The sequence below is a fragment of the Streptomyces sp. NPDC031379 genome, from assembly GCF_055569615.1.
In genome coordinates, this window is the sequence record NZ_JBVIIT010000014.1 from 136,229 (window position 1) to 154,324 (window position 18,096).

14 protein-coding genes are annotated in these 18,096 nt (G+C 72.0%); 6 read left to right on the forward strand and 8 right to left on the reverse strand.

Going from position 1 to position 18,096, the window contains the following annotated elements:
- Positions 1-117: 117 nt before the first annotated feature.
- The 3 genes from ACZ5CW_RS21500 to ACZ5CW_RS21510 all read left to right on the forward strand — a co-directional run bounded on the left by ACZ5CW_RS21500 (position 118) and on the right by ACZ5CW_RS21510 (position 3,898).
- Entirely contained in the window at positions 118-1,158 is a 1,041-nt protein-coding gene (locus tag ACZ5CW_RS21500) for a rhamnogalacturonan acetylesterase (protein WP_468603645.1), read from the forward strand.
- Between the two features lie 68 nt (positions 1,159-1,226).
- Entirely contained in the window at positions 1,227-2,939 is a 1,713-nt protein-coding gene (locus tag ACZ5CW_RS21505) for a DUF2264 domain-containing protein (RefSeq protein WP_468603800.1), read from the forward strand.
- A 149-nt stretch (positions 2,940-3,088) separates the two neighbouring features.
- Positions 3,089-3,898, forward strand: a complete 810-nt coding sequence (locus tag ACZ5CW_RS21510) for an isocitrate lyase/PEP mutase family protein (protein WP_468603647.1) — start codon at positions 3,089-3,091, stop codon at positions 3,896-3,898.
- Here ACZ5CW_RS21510 and ACZ5CW_RS21515 read toward each other — a convergent pair.
- From ACZ5CW_RS21515 to ACZ5CW_RS21550, 8 genes are all read right to left on the reverse strand, one after another.
- A complete protein-coding gene (locus ACZ5CW_RS21515; protein ID WP_468603649.1) occupies positions 3,832-4,554 on the reverse strand; it encodes an alpha/beta fold hydrolase in 723 nt (240 codons plus the stop codon). The genes ACZ5CW_RS21510 and ACZ5CW_RS21515 overlap by 67 nt on opposite strands.
- Positions 4,555-4,559: 5 nt before the next feature.
- Complete coding sequence (locus ACZ5CW_RS21520) at positions 4,560-5,162, reverse strand: TetR-like C-terminal domain-containing protein (RefSeq protein ID WP_468603651.1); 603 nt, start codon at positions 5,160-5,162, stop codon at positions 4,560-4,562.
- 78 nt (positions 5,163-5,240) lie between these two features.
- Entirely contained in the window at positions 5,241-8,111 is a 2,871-nt protein-coding gene (locus ACZ5CW_RS21525) for a glycoside hydrolase family 2 TIM barrel-domain containing protein (RefSeq protein WP_468603653.1), read from the reverse strand.
- Between the two features lie 14 nt (positions 8,112-8,125).
- The gene (locus tag ACZ5CW_RS21530; RefSeq protein ID WP_468603655.1) at positions 8,126-8,992 is read right to left on the reverse strand and encodes a carbohydrate ABC transporter permease; all 867 of its coding nucleotides are present in this window, start codon (positions 8,990-8,992) and stop codon (positions 8,126-8,128) included.
- Positions 8,989-9,954: a carbohydrate ABC transporter permease gene (locus ACZ5CW_RS21535; RefSeq protein WP_468603657.1), complete on the reverse strand. Its 966-nt coding sequence runs from the start codon at positions 9,952-9,954 to the stop codon at positions 8,989-8,991. Before ACZ5CW_RS21535 ends, ACZ5CW_RS21530 begins: the two co-directional genes overlap by 4 nt.
- Before the next feature lie 20 nt (positions 9,955-9,974).
- The gene (locus tag ACZ5CW_RS21540) at positions 9,975-11,237 is read right to left on the reverse strand and encodes an ABC transporter substrate-binding protein (protein WP_468603659.1); all 1,263 of its coding nucleotides are present in this window, start codon (positions 11,235-11,237) and stop codon (positions 9,975-9,977) included.
- 386 nt (positions 11,238-11,623) lie between these two features.
- Positions 11,624-12,886: an ROK family transcriptional regulator gene (locus ACZ5CW_RS21545; protein WP_468603661.1), complete on the reverse strand. Its 1,263-nt coding sequence runs from the start codon at positions 12,884-12,886 to the stop codon at positions 11,624-11,626.
- 134 nt (positions 12,887-13,020) lie between these two features.
- Complete coding sequence (locus tag ACZ5CW_RS21550) at positions 13,021-14,265, reverse strand: FAD-binding protein (RefSeq protein ID WP_468603663.1); 1,245 nt, start codon at positions 14,263-14,265, stop codon at positions 13,021-13,023.
- Between the two features lie 108 nt (positions 14,266-14,373).
- On the opposite strand from ACZ5CW_RS21550, the gene ACZ5CW_RS21555 reads away from it, so the two are divergent.
- The 3 genes from ACZ5CW_RS21555 to ACZ5CW_RS21565 all read left to right on the forward strand — a co-directional run bounded on the left by ACZ5CW_RS21555 (position 14,374) and on the right by ACZ5CW_RS21565 (position 18,088).
- The gene (locus ACZ5CW_RS21555; RefSeq protein ID WP_468603665.1) at positions 14,374-15,381 is read left to right on the forward strand and encodes a hydroxyacid dehydrogenase; all 1,008 of its coding nucleotides are present in this window, start codon (positions 14,374-14,376) and stop codon (positions 15,379-15,381) included.
- A gap of 630 nt (positions 15,382-16,011) precedes the next feature.
- Entirely contained in the window at positions 16,012-16,686 is a 675-nt protein-coding gene (locus tag ACZ5CW_RS21560; protein ID WP_468603667.1) for a pyridoxamine 5'-phosphate oxidase family protein, read from the forward strand.
- A gap of 58 nt (positions 16,687-16,744) precedes the next feature.
- Entirely contained in the window at positions 16,745-18,088 is a 1,344-nt protein-coding gene (locus ACZ5CW_RS21565; RefSeq protein WP_468603669.1) for a radical SAM protein, read from the forward strand.
- Positions 18,089-18,096: the final 8 nt, after the last annotated feature.

Sequence of the window (18,096 nt, forward strand, 5' to 3'; positions counted from 1 at the left end):
GGCTTTCGTCCTTTCTGGGGCGGCATTTCCACGAAACACCGCCAACCTCTAGAAAGCGCTTGTCGAAACGGGTACGGTCTCGGGTCGGCCGAGGTCCGACCGATGGAGGAGCCGCGCATGAGACGTGTCGAAGCCGCCCTGCCGGTGGTGGCAGCCCTGGGCGCCGTACTGACCGCGACACCGGCCCGGGCGGACGCCGGCCGGCCGCCCGGCATCGCCGCATGCACCGCCGCCGCCTGCCACTTCGACGTCCCGCCGGGCACCTACGACGTGACCGTCCGCCTCGGCGCGGCGACCGCGTCCAGCACGAGCGTCACCGGGGAGACCCGCCGCTCCCTGCTCCCCGAGACCGCCGTCGCGGCGGGCGAGCAGGTCACCCGCAGTCTCACCGTGAACGTCCGCACTCCCGAGGGGGAGCCGACCGGCCCGGACGGGAGCCCCGGCCTGGACCTCGCCCTCGGCGGTACCGCGCCCGCCCTCGCGGGCATCCGCGTCACCCCCGCCCGGCACGCCCGGCAGATCATCCTCATCGGCGACTCCACCGTCTGCGACCAGCCCGCCGACCCCTACTCCGGCTGGGGCCAGCAGCTCCCGCGGTACCTGCGCAAGGGCCTGTCCGTCGCCAACCACGCCGACTCCGGGGAGAGCACGGTCACCTACTTGCAGGACCCGCGGCTGTGGGCCGCCGTGCAGCCGCGGATCGGCCCCGGAGACCTCGTCCTCGTCCAACTCGCCCACAACGACAAGACCACCGACGAGGCGACCTACCGGGCCAACCTGGAGACGCTCGTGGCGGGCGTGCGGGACAGGGGCGGCGAGCCGGTGCTCGTCACCCCCGTCGTCCGTCGCTGGTTCAACGCCGACGGCACCCTGAACAACAACACCGCGCTGCTCGTCAACGGCCTCGGCGTCGACCACCCCGCGGTCATCCGCTCCGTCGCCGCCGCCGAGCGGGTCCCGCTCATCGATCTCACGGCGCGGACCAAGGCGCTGGTGGAGTCGCTCGGCGTCGAGGGCTCCAAGGCGCTCTACCTCTACAACGAGAAGCGGGACAACACGCACACCTCCGTGTACGGCGCCACCGTCTACGCGGGCCTGGTACGCGACGAACTGCTCGCCCGTCATCTGGTGCCCGAGGGCAAGGTGCGGGTGGGATGAAACCCTGGGGCGCCCCGACCGGAACCGGGGCGCCCCAGGTCCCGCGAGGAAGGAACGCCACCGCCGTGATCGAACTGCCCGCCGAGGACCGCGCGTCGAGCCCGTACACCGGCTACACCCGCGCCCACTGGGAGGCCGCCGCCGACGCCCTGCTCGCCGCCGTGGCGCCGTACGCCACCCCCGACCACGCCCTCTACCACCTCCCCGGCGACCATGTGAGCCACGCCGGTCACCTCTCCGACGGCCTGGAGGGATACGCCCGCACACTTCTGCTGGCCGCATTCCGCGGGGACGAGACCGTGCTCGGCCGGTACGCCGACGGTCTCGCGGCCGGGCCCGGCGGGGTCTGGCCGGCCGTCACGGACCGCAGCCAGCCGCTCGTCGAGGCCGCCTCGATCGCGCTCGCCCTCCGGCTGACCCGGCCGCTGCTGTGGGACCGCCTGGACGACTCCGTGCGCCGACGGACCGCCGACTGGCTGGCGGACGCGCTCACCGCCGAGGCGTGGCCGTGCAACTGGGAGCTGTTCCCGGTCACCGTCGGCGGCTTCCTCCAGGACATCGGCCACCGGACGGAGACGGCGCGCAAGGCGATCGACCGGGGCCTGGAACGGATCGAGGGCTGGTACCTCGGCGACGGCTGGTACACCGACGGCGACGGCCGCAAGTTCGACTACTACAACGGCTGGGCCATGCACCTGTACACCGTCCTGCACGCATGGCTGGCCGGCGACGGCGACCTGCTCTCCCTGTACGGTCGCCGGTTGTCACGGCATCTCGAGGACTACGCCCACCTGTTCGGTGGCGACGGTGCCCCCCTGCACCAGGGCCGTTCCCTGACCTACCGCTTCGCGACCACGGCCCCGCTCTGGCTCGGCGCGCTGACCGGGCACACCCCGCTGCCACCGGGCGGTACCCGGCGCCTGGCCTCCGGCGCGCTGCGGTACTTCCTCGACGGCGGCGCGGTCGACGAGCGGGGCCTGCTGCCGCTCGGCTGGCTCGGCCCCGACGAGTCGCTCGTGCAGAGCTACTCGGGCCCGGCCTCCCCGTACTGGGCGAGCAAGGGTTTCCTCGGCCTGCTGCTGCCGCCGGACCACGAGGTGTGGACGGCACCGGAGGAGCCCGGCCCGGTCGAGCGCGCCGACGGGGTGCGCTCCCTGCCCGCCCCCAACTGGCTGCTGCAGTCCACCCGTTCGGACGGCCTGGTCCGGCTGCACAACCACGGCAGCGAGGACACCCGCTACGACCCCTACTACACCCGGCTCGCCTATTCGACCGCGACCGTACCGGCACCGTCGTACGACAACAGCGTGCTCGTCGACGCGGATCCGAGCCGCACCGGCATCGAGCCGCTCGGCACGGGCGAGGGATGGGTCGCCTCCCGGCACACGGTGCGCGACGGGATCACCGTGACCAGCGTCGTGCTCGCCGAGGGCGCGGCGGAGGTACGGGCCCACCTGGTGGCGGGCGCCGCTCCCGGAACGCCGGTGCGGATCACGGGATGGGCGGCAGGCGAAGGGCTCAGGGCCGAACTCCTCCCGGTCTCGGGCCTGTCGGAGGAGCTGGCCGGGGACACCGGGGAGGGCGAGGCCGCTCTGTTCGTGGCGCTCGCCCGGCTGACCGGCGAGCCGGCCCCCCGGCCTCTGCCGGACCTGGTGTCCGTCCAGGTGCGGGAGGGCTTCGAGGTGCGGGTCCGCTGGGCGTCCGGCACGTCGGCCACGTTCCGGTTCGCACGGTCACAGGGGCGGTCCACGGGTCCGTCGTGGTCGGCGACGCTCCTGTGAGCCCGGTGGCGCAAGGGGCGGGCGCGCAGGCCCGGCCGGGGCGGCCGCCGCCGTGGACGGGGCGAGGCGCCGGTGGTCCGGGCGCGCGCTGCCCGGCGCCGGCCCATGGTTCGGCCGGCGCCGAAACGTCCGGAGGCTAGCGTGGCCGTATGACCGCAGAGCCCACCCCGACGTCCTTCGCCGGCCTCCACCACCGTCCGGGCGAGCCGCTGCTGCTGCCCAACGCCTGGGACCACGCCTCGGCCGCCGCTCTCGCCGCCCGCGGCTTCCCCGCGATCGCCACGACCAGCCTCGCCGTCGCGGCGGCCGTCGGCCTGCCCGACGGGGCGGCGGCGACCCGCGAGCACACCCTGCACCTCGCCCTGACCCTCGGCTCGGAGCCGTACCTCCTGTCGGTCGACGCCGAGGACGGCTTCAGCGACGACCCGGACGACGTGGCGGAACTGGCCGCCGAGTTGTGGGCCGTCGGCGTGGTCGGCGTCAACCTGGAGGACGGCCTCGGACCGAGCGGCCGGCACGCGGCGAAGATCAGCGCCGTCAAGGCCGCCGTACCCGGGCTGTTCGTCAACGCCCGTACCGACACGTACTGGTCGGGCGACGGGGACGAGCGGGACACCCTGCGGCGGCTCGACGCCTATCAGGAGGCCGGCGCCGACGGGGTGTTCGTGCCGGGGCTGACCGACCCGCGGCGCATCGCGTCCCTCGTCCACCGCCTCGGTGTCCCCCTCAACGTCCTCTACGCGCCCGCCGGCCCCACCGTCCCCCACCTCGCCGACCTCGGGGTCCGCCGGGTGAGCCTCGGCTCGCTGCTCTACCGGCGGGCGCTCGGCGCGGCGCTGGACGCGGTGGCCGACATCGCCGCCGGACACGCCCCGGCCGGTACGACCCCCACCTACGCCGAGGTCCGCGCGCTGGAGAGGAACGTGTCGGCGAGCAGGTCGGCGAACTCCACCGGGTGATCCAGCGTGCCGAGATGCCCTCCCGGGAACTCGGCGAACGCCCCGCCCAGCCGCTCGGCGAGGAACTCCGCCGTGCGGTGCAGGACCTGACCGCGCGAGTCGGTGCCGGCGGCGAGCGTGAGCCGGCCCGGGGGAGCGGTGAAGGCGGGCGTGTGCGCGGTGAAGGGGCGCAGCACGTGGGCCAGGAAGACGCCCATCGCCGTCGCCTGCCCGCCCTCGGCGGGCGGCCGTCCGGGACCGTCCAGCTGCCCGATCAGCTCCGCCCGCCGCTCCTCGCCGTCCGGTAGCAGCGTCACGCACGGCGGTTCGTGCGCGACCACGTGCGCCAGCCGACGCGGGTGCCGGGCGAGCAGGTCCAGGACCGCGATGCCACCGGAGCTGGTCCCGAACACGTACGCGGACTCGCCGGCGGGCAGCACCGTCTCCAGTACCCGGTGCGCCCCCTCGCTCCAGTCCGCCACCCGCTGGTCGGCGACGCGCCGGCCCAGGCGGCCGTGGGCGAGTCCGAGCGGGTCGTACGTCACCACGGTGAAGCACGCGGCCAGCCGCTCGGTCAGCGGGCCGAGCCCCATCGGGTGCCCGGCGCCGCCCGGGACGAGCAGCAGCACGGGACCGCTGCCCGTGACGTCGTGGGCGTGGGGGAGTGGGTCCGTCATCGCTCTCATGTCCTCTTCCGCTCTCGCGTCTTCTTCCCGCTCTCGCGCGGCCAGTGTTCGAGGGCCAGGTGGAGGGCGTCGACGGCCTTGTCCCAGGACGCCTGTACGTCCCGGTCCGCGCCGAAGCCGCCGCTGGACTCCAGCGCGCAGTAGCCGTGGAAGGTGCTGCGCAGCAGGCGTACGGCGTCCGTCAGGTCGGGTTCGTCGAGGCCGTAGCCGTGCAGCATGCCGTAGGTGATCTCGGCGGTGCGGCGCAGTGCGGGGGTGCCGGCGATCAGGGACTGGTCGATGCGGATCTGGGTGGCCGCGTACCGGCCGGGGTGCTCCAGAGCGTAGGCACGGTAGGCGCCGGCGAAGGCGGTCAGCGCCTCCTTGCCCGCGCGGCCGGCCACGGCCACGGCGATCCGGTCGATCAGCTCGCCGCCCGCGTACAGCGCGAGCCGGGTGCGCAGGTCCTCCAGACCCCGGACGTGCGAGTACAGGCTCGCGTCCTTCACGCCGAAGCGGCGGGCCAGCGCGGACAGGGTGACGTGGTCGAAGCCCGCCTCGTCGGCGAGTTCGGCGGCTGCCGCGACGACACGGTCGGCGCTCAGGCCGGCTCGGGCCATGGGGACGTCCTTCCCGGGTGTCCTTCCTAGGGTCCCTAGGTTATCAGCTAGGGGTATCAGGCCTCTGCGGAAGGCAGATCACCTCTCCTCGTGAAGGGTGGAGAAGACGAAGGAGAACTCCGCCGGCTCGGCCCGCAGGTGGTGGCGGGGCAGCGGGCCGGGGCCGCAGGACTGGGAACCGATGCCGTGCTGGCCGTGGTCGAGATGGACCCAGACCGTCTCGCCGGGCACCAGGTCGGTGCGGTGGGCGGCGGCGTCCAGGTGCTCGGTGGTCCAGCGGCGGGCGGTGAGGTAGAACGCGGGGTCGCCCTCGATGCGCAGGCCGCCCAGCTCCGCCCAGCGGACGTCGATGCGCGCGCCGTTCTCCTGGGGGCGGACGTAGGGGGTCTGCATACCCTCCACGGTCGACTGCCAGCGGCCGACCGCACAGGCCGCCCTGGTGTCCGGATACCCCTCGCCCGGCCCGCCGCCGAACCACCGCACACGGTCGGCCGCGGACAACCCGAAGCGGATGCCGAGCCGCGGCAACGGCACCCTCCAGTCGCCTTCCGGGCCGACGGACACGGTGAGCCGCAGACGCTCGCCGTCCGACACCCAGCGGTACACCGTGCAGAGCCCCACCTCCCGGGCGGCGGGCGCCACCCGGGTCCGCACCGTCAGCGCGTCCTCGCCGGCCTCCACCGCGTCCAGGCGGTGCCGCATGCGGTGCAGGCCGAGCTTGCGCCACAGCGGGCCGTAGCGGACGTCGGTCTGCCAGGCGGCGCCGTCGTCGTTGTCGGTGGTGGCCCGCCACACGTCCAGACGCAGACCGGAGACGGGCACGTCGCCGACCGTCCGCAGGGCGCCGGTGCGGGCGTCGAAGGTGCCGGGACCGAGCGTGATCACCCCGTCGCCGCGCACGGTCCGGGCGGTCGCGGCGACGTACGGCACCCGGCGTGCCGACACCGGGATCTGGCCCCAGGCCACGACGTGGCCCCTGGGCGCCCACGGGGTGTCGGCCGCCAGCTCCGCCCGGACCGTCCAGTGGGCCTCGCCGGCCGGCGCCCCGGGCGGCGGATCGGGCAGCTTGACGTCGGCCGACTCGCCGGGCGCCAGCGCGGGCACCGACAGGCTGCCGGACTCCAGCGTCTCCCCGTCGACCTGGTACGACCACGAGAACGCCAGCGCCGACAGGTCGGCGAAGTCGTACTTGCTGGTGACACGGACCGTGCCGTCCGTGCCGTCACCGGTGAGGGCGACCGGCTCGATCACCTTCTTGTACTCGACGAGGCCGGGCGAGGGCTGCCGGTCCGGGAAGAGCAGGCCGTCGCAGACGAAGTTGCCGTCGTGCAGCTCCTCGCCGAAGTCACCGCCGTAGGCGTAGCCCAGCTCCGGATGGGCGATGCCGTGGTCGATCCACTCCCAGACGAAGCCGCCCTGCAGCCGGTCGTGCGCCTCGAACAGCCTCTGGTAGTCGGCGAGTCCGCCGGGGCCGTTGCCCATGGCGTGGGCGTACTCGCACAGCAGGAAGGGCAGCGCGCGGCGCCTGTGGGGCCCGCCGTCCAGGCCCCGGCCGATCCGCTCGACCTCGGCGTGGTCGGCGTACATCCGTGAGTAGACGTCCGTGTCCCGGCAGTCGAGGTCCCCCTCGTAGTGGACCAGCCGGGAGGTGTCGCGGTGACGGATCCAGTCGGCCATGGCGGTCAGGCCGCGGCCGGTGCCCGCCTCGTTGCCGAGCGACCAGATGACGACCGAGGGATGGTTCTTGTCCCGCTCGACCATGCGGGCCGCACGGTCGAGCAGCGCCGGGGTCCAGCGCTCGTCGTCCACGGGGTTGTCCCGCCAGCCCTGTTCGGTGAAGCCGTGCGTCTCCAGGTCGCACTCGTCGATCACCCACAGGCCGTACTCGTCGCACAGGTCGAGGAAGGCCGGGTGCGGCGGGTAGTGGGAGGTGCGGACCGCGTTGATGTTGTGCCGCTTCATCAGCAGCACGTCCTCGCGCATGGTCTCCAGGTCCAGCGCGCGGCCCCGCTCGGGGTGCCACTCGTGCCGGTTGACGCCCCTGAAGAGCACGGCCCTGCCGTTGACCTCGATCAGGCCGTTCCGTAGCTCCACCGTACGGAAGCCGATGCGCAGCGGCACCCGCTCGCCCTCGGTGGCCAGTACGCCGTCGTACAGCCTCGGCGTCTCCGCCGACCACGGCTCGGCCGGCACGGTCACCGCTTCGCCGGTCGCCACGTCGATGCCGAGGTCCGGGACGAGGACCCGGCCGTCCACGTCGGACGCGACGCGCAGGGTGCCGCTGCCGTCACGGTGGTCGTAGGAGGCGTGCACGAAGAAGTCCAGGGCGCTGCCGGCCGGGCGGTGCAGCAGGGTGACGTCACGGAAGATACCCGGCAGCCACCACTGGTCCTGGTCCTCCAGATAGGAGCCGGCCGACCACTGGTGCACCCGGACCGCCAGCACATTGCCCGCGGTCTTCAGCAGATGGCCGACCGCGAACTCGTGGGGCAGCCGCGACCCCTTGAACTCGCCGAGGTCCGTGCCGTTCAGCCAGATCCGGGCGCAGGACTCCACCCCGTCGAAGCGCAGGACGGCGCCGCCGTCGGACAGTTCCGGCCAGTCCTGAGGCAGGTCGAAGAGGCGCAGGTGGTCGCCGGTCGGGTTCTCGGTCGGGACGCGCGGCGGGTCGACCGGGAACGGGTAGAGATGGTTGGTGTACACGGGGGAGCCGTGACCCTGGAGGACCCAGTGGCCGGGGACCACGATCTCCGCCCAGTCACCGGCGTCGTACCCCTCCTGGGCGAAGGAGTCGTCCTCGGCGTCGGCCGTGTCCGACAGTCTGAAGCGCCAGTCGCCGCCGAGGGAAAGGGACATGGCGTCCGAGGACGCGTACCAGGCGCGGGGCGGCAGCGCGCCGTCGCCCGGCGAGACGTCCTCGACGTACTCCGTGGTGGTGCGGAAAGACATCGGTCTCCTCCAGCTCAGCCCTTGATGCCGGTCTGCGCGATCCCCTGCACCAGCCAGCGCTGGAGGAAGAGGAAGACGAACAGCAGAGGCAGGATGGAAATGGCGGTCGCCATGAAGATCAGGTGGTAGTTGACGGTCTGGTTGGTCATGTACGACGACAGCGCGACCTGGACCGTCCAGGCGCTCGGGTCCTGGCCGATGACCAGCGGCCACAGGAAGGCGTTCCAGCCGTTGATGAAGGTGATCGTGGCGATCGCCGCGAAGAAGTTCAGCGAGTTCGGTACCACGACACGCCAGTACGCGCCCCAGTGTCCGAGCCCGTCCACGCGCGCCGCCTCCTCCAGTTCCTTCGGGAACCCGAGGAAGTACTGCCGGAACAGGAAGCACGTGAAACCGCTGAAGAGCCCCGGGACGATCAGACCCCGGTAGCTGTCCACCCAGCCGAGCGACGACACCAGCACGAAGCTGGGCACGAAGGTGACGGCGGCCGGCACCATCAGGGTGACCAGCACGGCGTAGAAGATCTTGTCGGCGTGCCGGTACGGGATACGGGCGAGGGCGTACCCGGCGAGGGAGCAGACGAACAGCGTGCCGACCGTGTGCAGGACGCCGACGACCAGGGAGTTCCACATCGACCGGCCGAAGTCGACCGTCGCATCGTCGAACGGCTCGGTGATGTTGCCCCACTGGATGTCGGTGGGGAAGAACTTCCAGTTCTCGCCGGTGATCTCCAAATCCGTGGACAGGGCGTTGCGGATCAGCAGATAGAAGGGGACGAGGAAGAGCAGGGCGGCGACGCCGGTCGCGATGTACAGACCGGTGCTGCTCATCACCCCGCCGCGCCTGGAGGGCTTCCTCACCTCGGGTGCGGTCGCGGTCACTTGGACTCCTCCCCCCTTCCGAAGCCCATGATCTTGCCCTGGAACAGGGTGACGACACAGATCAGCACGGTCAGCACCACCGCGCCCGCGCTGCCCTTGCCGTAGTTCTGGTCCTGGCCGAGGGCGGTGTAGTACAGCTCGACGAGCGGGGGACGGCCCCACGTCGTCTTGGTCAGCAGGTTGAAGAACTCGTCGAAGGCCTGGTAGGCGGCCACGAGCAGCAGCAGGACGACGGCCGTGGAGGTGGCCCGCAGCTGCGGCAGCGTGATGTGGCGGAAGGTCTGCCAGCCCGGCTTGGCGCCGTCGATGGCGGAGGCCTCGTACAGCTCGCGCGGGATGTTCTGCAGCGCGGCCAGGAAGAGGATCATGTAGAAGCCGGACTGCAGCCACAGGCGGGCGGTGATGATGACCAGCCAGTACCAGGGCGGGTCGGGGTCGGCGAGCCAGGCGACGTTGTCCGCGCCGAACCAGCCGATGACGGTGTTCGCCAGGCCGAAGCGCACGCCGTTGAAGAGGGACATCTTCCAGATCAGCGAGGCGGCGACGTAGGAGCAGGCGGTCGGCAGGAAGAACACCGACCGGTAGAACGCGCGCATGAACCGCAGCCGGTTCACCAGCAGCGCCAGGCCCAGGGAGAGCGCCCACGTGGTGGGCACGATGAAGGCGGCGAAGACGGTGAAGGTGAGGAGGGAACCGGTGAAGTGGCTGTCGGACAGGATCTGCCGGTAGTTGTCCAGCCCGACGAAGTCGCTGGGTGTGACGGTGAAGCGGGCCTCGAAGAAGCTGAGGTAGAGACTCCAGCCGATCGGGACGTAGACGAAGACGATCAGCCCGATGAGGAACGGGCTGGTGAAGAGCCAGAAGTTGAGGGTGCGGCTGTGCCTCGGGCCGCGCCGGGGACGGGACTTGGCGGACTGGGCGGGGGTGGGGCCGGTGCGGCCACGCGTGGCGGTCGTCGACATGTCGTGATCCGTCCGGCGGCCTATCCGAACAGCTTCTTCAGCTCGGCGTTCACCGTCTTGTCGCACCGGTCGAGCGCGGCCTCCGGGTCACCGCCCTTGCGGACGCAGTCGGCGAAGACGTTCTCCGTCGCGGTGATCATCGCCTGGGTCCAGCCGATGTTGTCGAAGTGCCCGTACTGGTCGAAGAGCCGCACACCCTGCGCCGGCAGGCCCGACTTCAGTTTGCTCGCCGACTGCGCGATGGACGTCCGCGGCGGGATGTGGAAGCCGTAGGAGGTCGCCCAGTCCTCCTGGTACTTCTTCTGGCCGATCCACAGCCACTTCACGTATTCCCTGGCCGCGTCGACGTTCCGGCCCTTGGCGTTGACGAACACCGACCAGCCGCCGTTGTAGACGGACGGCTTGCCCGCATCGGTGACCTTCGGGAACGGCATGATGCCGAGGTCGTCGCCGAGCGTCTGCTGGAACTGCGGCATGGCCCACATGCCGCAGAACTGGATCGCGCACAGCCCCTGGTTGAGCGCGGAGGGGTCCCAGAAGTCGGCCGGGGCGTCCAGCAGCAGATGCCCGCTGGTGAACAGCCTGCGCATCTTCTTCAGCCCCTCGACCACACCGTCCGTGTGGTAGGCGATCCGGTTCTTGGCGTCCAGGGTGTCGGCGCCGGCCGACCAGATCAGCGGGTTGATCACCGCGTGCAGGTCGTTGCCGAGGAAGAGGCCCTTGACCTTGCTCGTGGTGAGCTTGGCGGCCGCCTCGATCAGCTCGTCCAGGGTGGTCGGCGGGGCGATGTCCGCCTTCTCGAGCATCGACTTGCGGTAGAAGAAGAACTGCGGGTCGTCGATCATCCGGACGCCGTAGATCTTGCCGTCGACCGTGTGCGACTTGATGTCGGCCTGGTTGAAGTCGGCCTTGACCGGCTCGACGATGTCGGTCAGGTCCGCCACCTGGCCGCTCCGGACGAGCTGGATCTGCGGGTGGAACTCGAACAGGTCGGGCGCCTGCTCGGTCAGCAGTGACGCGAACAGCTTGCTCTCGAAGTTCGAGCCGGTGATCCACTGCGTGGTCACGTCCGCCTTCGAGTACGCCGTCGCGTAGCGCTTGATCGCCTGCTCGGTCCCGGCCTCGCCGTACGCGTGGAAGTACTGGACGAGCTGCTTGCCCGAACCGGAGCCGCCCCCGCGGCCGTTGTTGCCGCCGCAGGCGGCGAGCGTGCCGGCGGTGGCCAGGCCCGCTGCGGCCCGGAGTATCGATCGGCGGTCCCAGTTGCTGCTCTGTGCCGACATGGCTGACGTCCTTGTCTGTCGAGTGCGGCCGCGGCTCTGCGCCCGATGGCCGGATGGCCCGGTGGCTCGATGGCTCGAAAGGAGGTGCGGTGCGGGACGTTAACCTTCGGCTAATGCTTCGGCAAGGGGTTGGACGAAGTCTGTTCGAAGCGTTGTGCCTCGTTCGGGGTCACGAACAGGCGGTCACCCTGCCGCCGTCGGCCGCCGCCTGTCCGCTGACGTCCAGGCACCAGCCGGGCGCCTCGTTCACGATCTGCCCGTTGCGCTCAGGTCCAGGCGAAGCGCCGGCGCGGCCGCGGCTGTCAGCAGGACGGATCTCGCGGTGCGGGGGTGAACGGTGCGGTGCTGAACGGTGCCGGGGTGAGACGCGTGCATCCCTTCCGTCGTCATGAAGGCGGTGCGGTACGGCTCCTTGCGGGGATGGTGCGCTGGGTGGTGCCCGGGCGCGTCCGTTCCCTGTGCGGGGCGGACTGCAGCGCCCCCTCCAGCGCGAACGTGGCCGCGCCGAGGGACACCGGGTCGGTGGGGATCGGGGACAGGACGATCTCGGTCGCGGCCAGCGGCCGGCGCAGGGCGTGCCGGGCGACGGCCCGGCGGACCTCCTCCAGCAGCGGTTCGCCCAGCCGGGAGGCGACCCAGCTGCTGAGCACGACCACTTCGGGGTTGAGGAGATTGATGAGGTCGGAGATACCGGCACCGAGGTAACGGGCCGTGTCCCGGACGACCTTGACCGCGACCGGGTCGCTCGCGGCGACCGCGCGGGCCAGCGCGTCGATGGTGGCCGTCTGGTCCTCGGGATGCAGCAGGGGGGAGCGCGGGCTCAGTTCGCGCAGGTTCTGCATGATGCCGGGCGCCCCGACGTACGTCTCCACGCAGCCGTGGTTGCCGCAGTGGCAGAGCCGCCCGTCCAGCACGAGCGTGGTGTGCCCCCATTCACCGGCGCTGTTGCTCACTCCCCGGTGCAGTCCGCCGCCGAGGGCCAGCCCGGCGCCGACACCGGTCCCGAGGTTGACCACCACGGCGTCCCCGCGGCCCCGCGCGGCCCCGAACCACAGCTCGGCCACCGCGCAGGCGCGCAGCGGATTGTCCAAGTACAGCGGGTAGGCGATGTGTTCGGCGAGCAGGTCGAGCAACGGGACGTCGTGCCAGTCCCAGTTGGGCGCGTACTCGGCGATCCCGGTGTCCCGGTCCACCTGGCCCGGTACGCTCACGCCGACGCCGAGCACCCGGGCCGCCTCGACCCCGGCCTGGGCGACCACCGAGCCGACGGCGGCGGCGACATGACCGACCACCTGCTCCGGGCGGCTCTCGCCGGGCCGCATGTCCTCGTCGGCGCGGGCCAGCACGTTCAGCGCCAGGTCGAACAGCTCGACATGGACGTACGTCTCCGCGATGTCGACACCGATCAGCGCGCCCCCCGCCGCGTCGACGGCGACCAGTCCCCGGGGCCTGCCGCCGGCGGAGTCCTCGAAGCCGACCTCGGTGATCATGCGCAGATCCAGCAGCTCGCCGACGAGCGTGGCGACCGTGGCCAGGCTCAGCCCGGTGGCGGCCGCCAGCTCCTGCCGGGACGTGGGAGACTCGGCGATGATCTGGCGCAGCACCTCGTAGCGGTTCGCGGTGCGGATGTCACGTGATGTGCGCTTCACGCGGCTGCCCCTCCCGTTCAGGCCGGGTCGGACGACATCGGCACCGGCGCGGGCGTCAGGCTATGGGCTGGGACAGACTTTCGACAAGGGGTTAGGAAAGGGGCTGAACGAAGTGGCGCGCGGTCAGGCGTCCGTCAGCCGTCGAGGAGATCCCGCACGAAGGTGTTGGTGAACGTGCCGGTGGGGTCCAGGGCGCGGGCCAGGGACCGGAAGTCGGCGAGGCGGGCGTAACGGCGGCGGACCGCCGTCGACGGCATCTCGTAGACCTTCCCCCAGTGCGGACGCGGGTCGAAGGGGTCCAGTGCCTCCTCCAGCCGGCGCACCACCGGAAGGACCGCCGTCGCGTCCCGCACCCAGGTGAAGTGCAGCGCGACCGAGTCACGTCCATGGGCCGGGCTGAGCCACTGCGCATCGGCGGCGACCGTACGCACCTCGCAGGTCTGCAGGACGGCGGCGACCGTCCGCCGGATGCCGTCGATCGCGGACAGTGCCGCGCCGGCCGTCGACCGCGGCAGCAGGTACTCCGACTGGATCTCCTCCCCGCTGCTCGGCGTGAACTCCGCCCGGAAGTGCGGCAGCCGCTCGTGCCACGGCCCCGGCACCCCGAGCTGCTCGGTGCAGTTGGCCGCGGGCATGCCCGGCACCGGATGCACCGGCTCCGTCGCCGGCGCGGCCCAGGGGAAGTCCACGGCCGGCTGGTCGGTGCGCCGCTTGACCCACACCTGCCGGAAGCCCGGCCGCCGCCAGTCCGTGAACAGGCTCACGCTGTACCCGGCCGCCGCGACGGCGCCGAAATCCAGTCCCTCCAGGGGCAGTTCGGTGAACACATGCTGCTCCGCCTCGTACGCGGGCTCCAGGTCGAGGGTGAGCGCGGTGACGACGCCCAGCGCGCCCAGCGAGGTCACCGCGCCGTCGAAACCCGCGTCGCCCCGGGTGATCGTCACCGTCGAACCGTCCGCGACGACCAGCTCCACCTCCCGGACGGCCGACGCCAGCGGTCCGTTGCCGACGCCCGAGCCGTGCGTGCCGGTCGCCACCGAACCGGCCACCGAGATGTGCGGCAGTGAGGCCATGTTGTGCAGGGCGAGGCCGTGCGCGTGGACCGCGCGGGCGAGTTCGGCGTAGCGGACGCCGCCCGACACCCGGACGGTACGCGAGGCGGTGTCGACCTCGATCACCGGTGGCAGGCCGGCTGTCGACAGGAGGATGCCGTCCGGGCCGGGGTCGGCGATGCCGTTGAAGGAGTGACCGCTGCCCAGGACCCGCACCTTCGTGCCACCGGCCACCAGGGTCCGCAGCGCGTCGAGGGTCCGCGGACGGTGGTGCTCCTTCGCGGTGTACGTGATGGTGCGGGCCCAGTTGGTCACCGTGTCCGTCATGCTGACGTCCCTCCCGGAGAGTGCGTGTCCATTGACCCTCTCATTCGCCGCGACCTAGCGTGGAGAGCGGTTGCTATCCAGGCGTCGCCGAGCCGGAAGGTCATGTCCTTGCCCGAGCGTCCTCAGGCACTGTTCGCCATGACGGCCCAGAACATGCCGCACGTCTTCCCGCCGGCACTCCTCGCCCGTCTGCGCGCGTGCGTAGAAATCGATCCCACTCTGGTGGCGCAGGATTTCACGGAGCCGCGGGTGCGGGAGATCCTGGCCCGCACCGAGGTGCTGATCACCGGCTGGGGCTGCCCCCGCCTGGACGCGGCCGTCCTGGACGCGGCACCCGAGTTGCGCGCCGTGCTGCACGCGGCCGGCTCGGTCAAGGGATTCACCACCCCCGAGGTGTGGGAGCGCGGCATCGTCGTCTCCTCGGCCGCCGCCGCCAACGCCCTGCCCGTGGCGGAGTACACGCTCGCGATGATCCTGCTCGCCGGCAAGGACGTCTTCGCCTTCCGCGACCGGCTGCGCACCCGACGCGCCTTCCCCTACGGCGACGTCCTCCCCGGCATCGGCAACCACGGCCGGCGCGTGGGCATCGTCGGCGCCTCCCGCATCGGCCGTCGCCTGATCGAACTGCTCCGCCCGTACGATCTCACCGTCACGCTCGCCGACCCCTACGTCGACGCCCCGGAAGCCGCGCGGCTCGGCGTGCGCCTGCTGGGGCTGGACGCGTTGCTGCGCACCTCCGACATCGTCACGCTGCACGCCCCGCAGACGCCCGAGACCCTGCACCTCGTCGGCGCCCGCGAACTCGCCCTGATGCCCGACGGATCGGTGCTCATCAACACCGCGCGCGGGGCCCTCGTCGACCACGAGGCGCTGATCGGGGAACTGCGCACCGGGCGCCTCAGCGCCGTCCTGGACGTCACCGACCCCGAACCGCTGCCCGCCGGCTCCCCGCTGTTCGACCTGCCCAACGCGTTCGTCACCCCGCACCTGGCCGGCTCCCAGGGCAACGAGGTGGCCCGGCTGGGCCGCACGGTGGTCGAGGAGGCCGAGCGCCTGTCGTCCGGCGCCGGTCTTCTGCACATCGTCGACCAGGCCGGTCTGGAGCGGACGGCGTGAAGAGGGCGCGGTCCGCAGGGGGACCGGGCACCAACGCCGTCCGGGACGTCGCCGCCCGCGCCGGCGTCCCGGCGCCGACCGTCTCCCGGGTGCTGGGCGGCACCTGCCCGGTGGCCAGGTGGCGCCGCCCAGGGCGCGGGCGTGCGCGTCGGCCACGTGGCCCGGTTCGCGCATCGCCCTGAGCACCCTGGCGCGGCGGCCGCGCCGTACGACCCACTCCGCGCACGCCCCGGACCGGGCCGGCCCCCGCCTGGTCCGGTCGGCCGGCCGCCGCTCGGGCCGGGGGTGCCCGCCACGGTGGTGGACCACGACGACGCGGGCGGCGTCTCCGCCCTGACCGCCCGCCTGCTGTCCGCCGGCCGCCGGGCCGCATCGCCTACCTGGGCCGGTCTCCGGTTCTGTCCACCAGCGGCCGGTGCCTCTCCGGCTTCACCCGCACCCAGGAGTTCCTCGCGAGCGGACGGCGGTTCACGGCGGTCTTCGCCGCCACCGACACGAACGCCGGCGGGGCCGTCCAGGTCCTGCGGCCGCCCCTGAGGCCACTGCTGATTTCGTGGTTCGATTGCCATTTCACGCGTGAATCCGCAATCGATCTGGCCATGTCCCGACGATATCGTTACTCTCCTGATCATGGCCGACGAACCGCTCCCCGCCGCCCTCCCGGTCACCGACCGCACCCGCCACCGCCGCCTGCGCGAGCAGGGCAGCCTGCGCCGGGCGGACCTGGAGGCGATCCTCGACGCGGGATTCGTCTGCCATCTGGGCGTGGTGGTCGACGGGCGGCCGGTGGTCGTGCCCACGGTGTACGGGCGGGACGAGCGGTGGCTGTACCTGCACGGATCGGTGGCCGGCCGCAGCCTCGCCGGCGACACCCCCGTCTGCGTGACCGTCACGCACGTGGACGGACTCGTGCTCGCCCGGTCCGTGTTCGAGCACGGTGTGAACTACCGCAGCGCCATGATCCACGGCACGGCCCGCAAGGTCACCGACCCGGCGGAGAAGCTGGAGGGCCTGCGCCGGCTCACCGAGCACTCCGCGCCGGGGCAGTGGTCGTACGCCCGCCGCCCGAACCGCAAGGAGCTGGCCGCCACCACCCTCCTCGCCCTCTCGCTCCACGAGGCCTCCGTCAAGATCCGCACCGGCGCCCCGGAGGACGGCGACGGACCCGACGCGGACCTCGGCCTCTGGGCCGGCGTTCTGCCGCTGACCCGGACCTGGGGCGCGCCGGAGCCGGACCCGGCGCTGGCTGCCGGGACCGCCCTGCCGGAACACATCGCGCGCCGTGCGGGGACCCGGCACGGCTGACCGGGAGGCGGGGGCATACGGTGAGGGGCGAACGCCTGAGCCGGGAGGAGACATACGGATGGGCAGTCGCACCGCGCTGGTCGAGGATCTGATGGAGCGGTTCCCGCATGTGCCGCGGGAGGCCGTCTTCAAGGAGGACCTGCTCCGGGGTGGTGTCGCCTTCGACCCATCCGCCCTCAGCGACAACGAGAGCGGAGAGGTCAAGCCGAAGTCGTACTTCATCTTCTCCTTCGACCACGGCACCCTGCCCGAGCTGGGCGAGGCGGCGCTGCGCCGGCCCCCGGAGGAGATCATCCTCACCGGCGGCCCGTACGACCTGCGCCGTACGGTGGTCTCCGTACGGGTGAACCCCGCCTCGCCCTACCGGGTCGCCGCCGACGACGAGGGGCTGCTCGGGCTGTACCTCGACGGGAAGCGGATCGCCGACGTCGGCGTGCCGCCGATGCCCGAGTACTACCGGCACACCCTCTCCAACGGGAAGTCCGTGATGGAGGTGGCCCCCACCATCCAGTGGGGCTACCTGATCTACCTGACCGTCTTCCGGGTCTGCCAGTACTTCGGCGCCAAGGAGGAGTGCCAGTACTGCGACATCAACCACAACTGGCGCCAGCACAAGGCGGCCGGGCGGCCGTACACCGGGGTGAAGGACGTCGAGGAGGTCCTCGAGGCCCTCGAGATCATCGACCGGTACGACACCCAGAAGGCGTCCACCGCCTACACCCTCACCGGCGGCGCCATCACCAAGACGGTCGGCGGGCGGGACGAGGCCGACTTCTACGGCCGCTACGCCAAGGCCATCGAGGAGCGCTTCCCGGGCCGCTGGATCGGCAAGGTGGTGGCGCAGGCGCTGCCGAAGCCGGACGTGCAGCGCTTCAAGGACTACGGCGTGCAGATCTACCACCCCAACTTCGAGGTGTGGGACCGGCGGCTGTTCGAGCTGTACTGCCCGGGCAAGGAGCGGTACGTCGGCCGGGACGAGTGGCACAAGCGCATCCTGGACTCCGCCGAGGTGTTCGGCGCGCGCAACGTGATCCCCAACTTCGTGGCCGGTGTGGAGATGGCGGAGCCGTTCGGCTTCACCACGGTGGACGAGGCCATCGCCTCCACCACCGAGGGCCTGCGCTTCTTCATGTCGCACGGCATCACGCCCCGCTTCACCACCTGGTGCCCGGAGCCCACGACCCCGCTCGGCAAGGCCAACCCGCAGGGCGCGCCGCTGGAGTACCACATCCGGCTGCTGGAGGCCTACCGGGCCACGATGGACGACTTCGGGCTGTCCTCGCCTCCCGGCTACGGCCCGCCCGGGCCCGGCCGCGCGGTGTTCTCCGTCAGCTCCTTCATGGACAGCCTGCCCGCGGACGAAACGGTGGGCGAACCGGCGGTGGCACCGGCCGAGGTGTGATCCCGCGC

Excerpts from the sequence above, each read along its gene's own strand:
- ACZ5CW_RS21500 (WP_468603645.1), top strand. The coding sequence starts at position 118 with ATGAGACGTGTCGAAGCCGCCCTGCCGGTGGTGGCAGCCCTGGGCGCC.
- ACZ5CW_RS21510 (WP_468603647.1), top strand. The coding sequence starts at position 3,089 with ATGACCGCAGAGCCCACCCCGACGTCCTTCGCCGGCCTCCACCACCGT.
- ACZ5CW_RS21515 (WP_468603649.1), bottom strand. The coding sequence starts at position 4,554 with ATGACGGACCCACTCCCCCACGCCCACGACGTCACGGGCAGCGGTCCC.
- ACZ5CW_RS21520 (WP_468603651.1), bottom strand. The coding sequence starts at position 5,162 with ATGGCCCGAGCCGGCCTGAGCGCCGACCGTGTCGTCGCGGCAGCCGCC.
- ACZ5CW_RS21525 (WP_468603653.1), bottom strand. The coding sequence starts at position 8,111 with ATGTCTTTCCGCACCACCACGGAGTACGTCGAGGACGTCTCGCCGGGC.
- ACZ5CW_RS21535 (WP_468603657.1), bottom strand. The coding sequence starts at position 9,954 with ATGTCGACGACCGCCACGCGTGGCCGCACCGGCCCCACCCCCGCCCAG.
- ACZ5CW_RS21540 (WP_468603659.1), bottom strand. The coding sequence starts at position 11,237 with ATGTCGGCACAGAGCAGCAACTGGGACCGCCGATCGATACTCCGGGCC.
- ACZ5CW_RS21550 (WP_468603663.1), bottom strand. The coding sequence starts at position 14,265 with ATGACGGACACGGTGACCAACTGGGCCCGCACCATCACGTACACCGCG.
- ACZ5CW_RS21560 (WP_468603667.1), top strand. The coding sequence starts at position 16,012 with ATGGCCGACGAACCGCTCCCCGCCGCCCTCCCGGTCACCGACCGCACC.
- ACZ5CW_RS21565 (WP_468603669.1), top strand. The coding sequence starts at position 16,745 with ATGGGCAGTCGCACCGCGCTGGTCGAGGATCTGATGGAGCGGTTCCCG.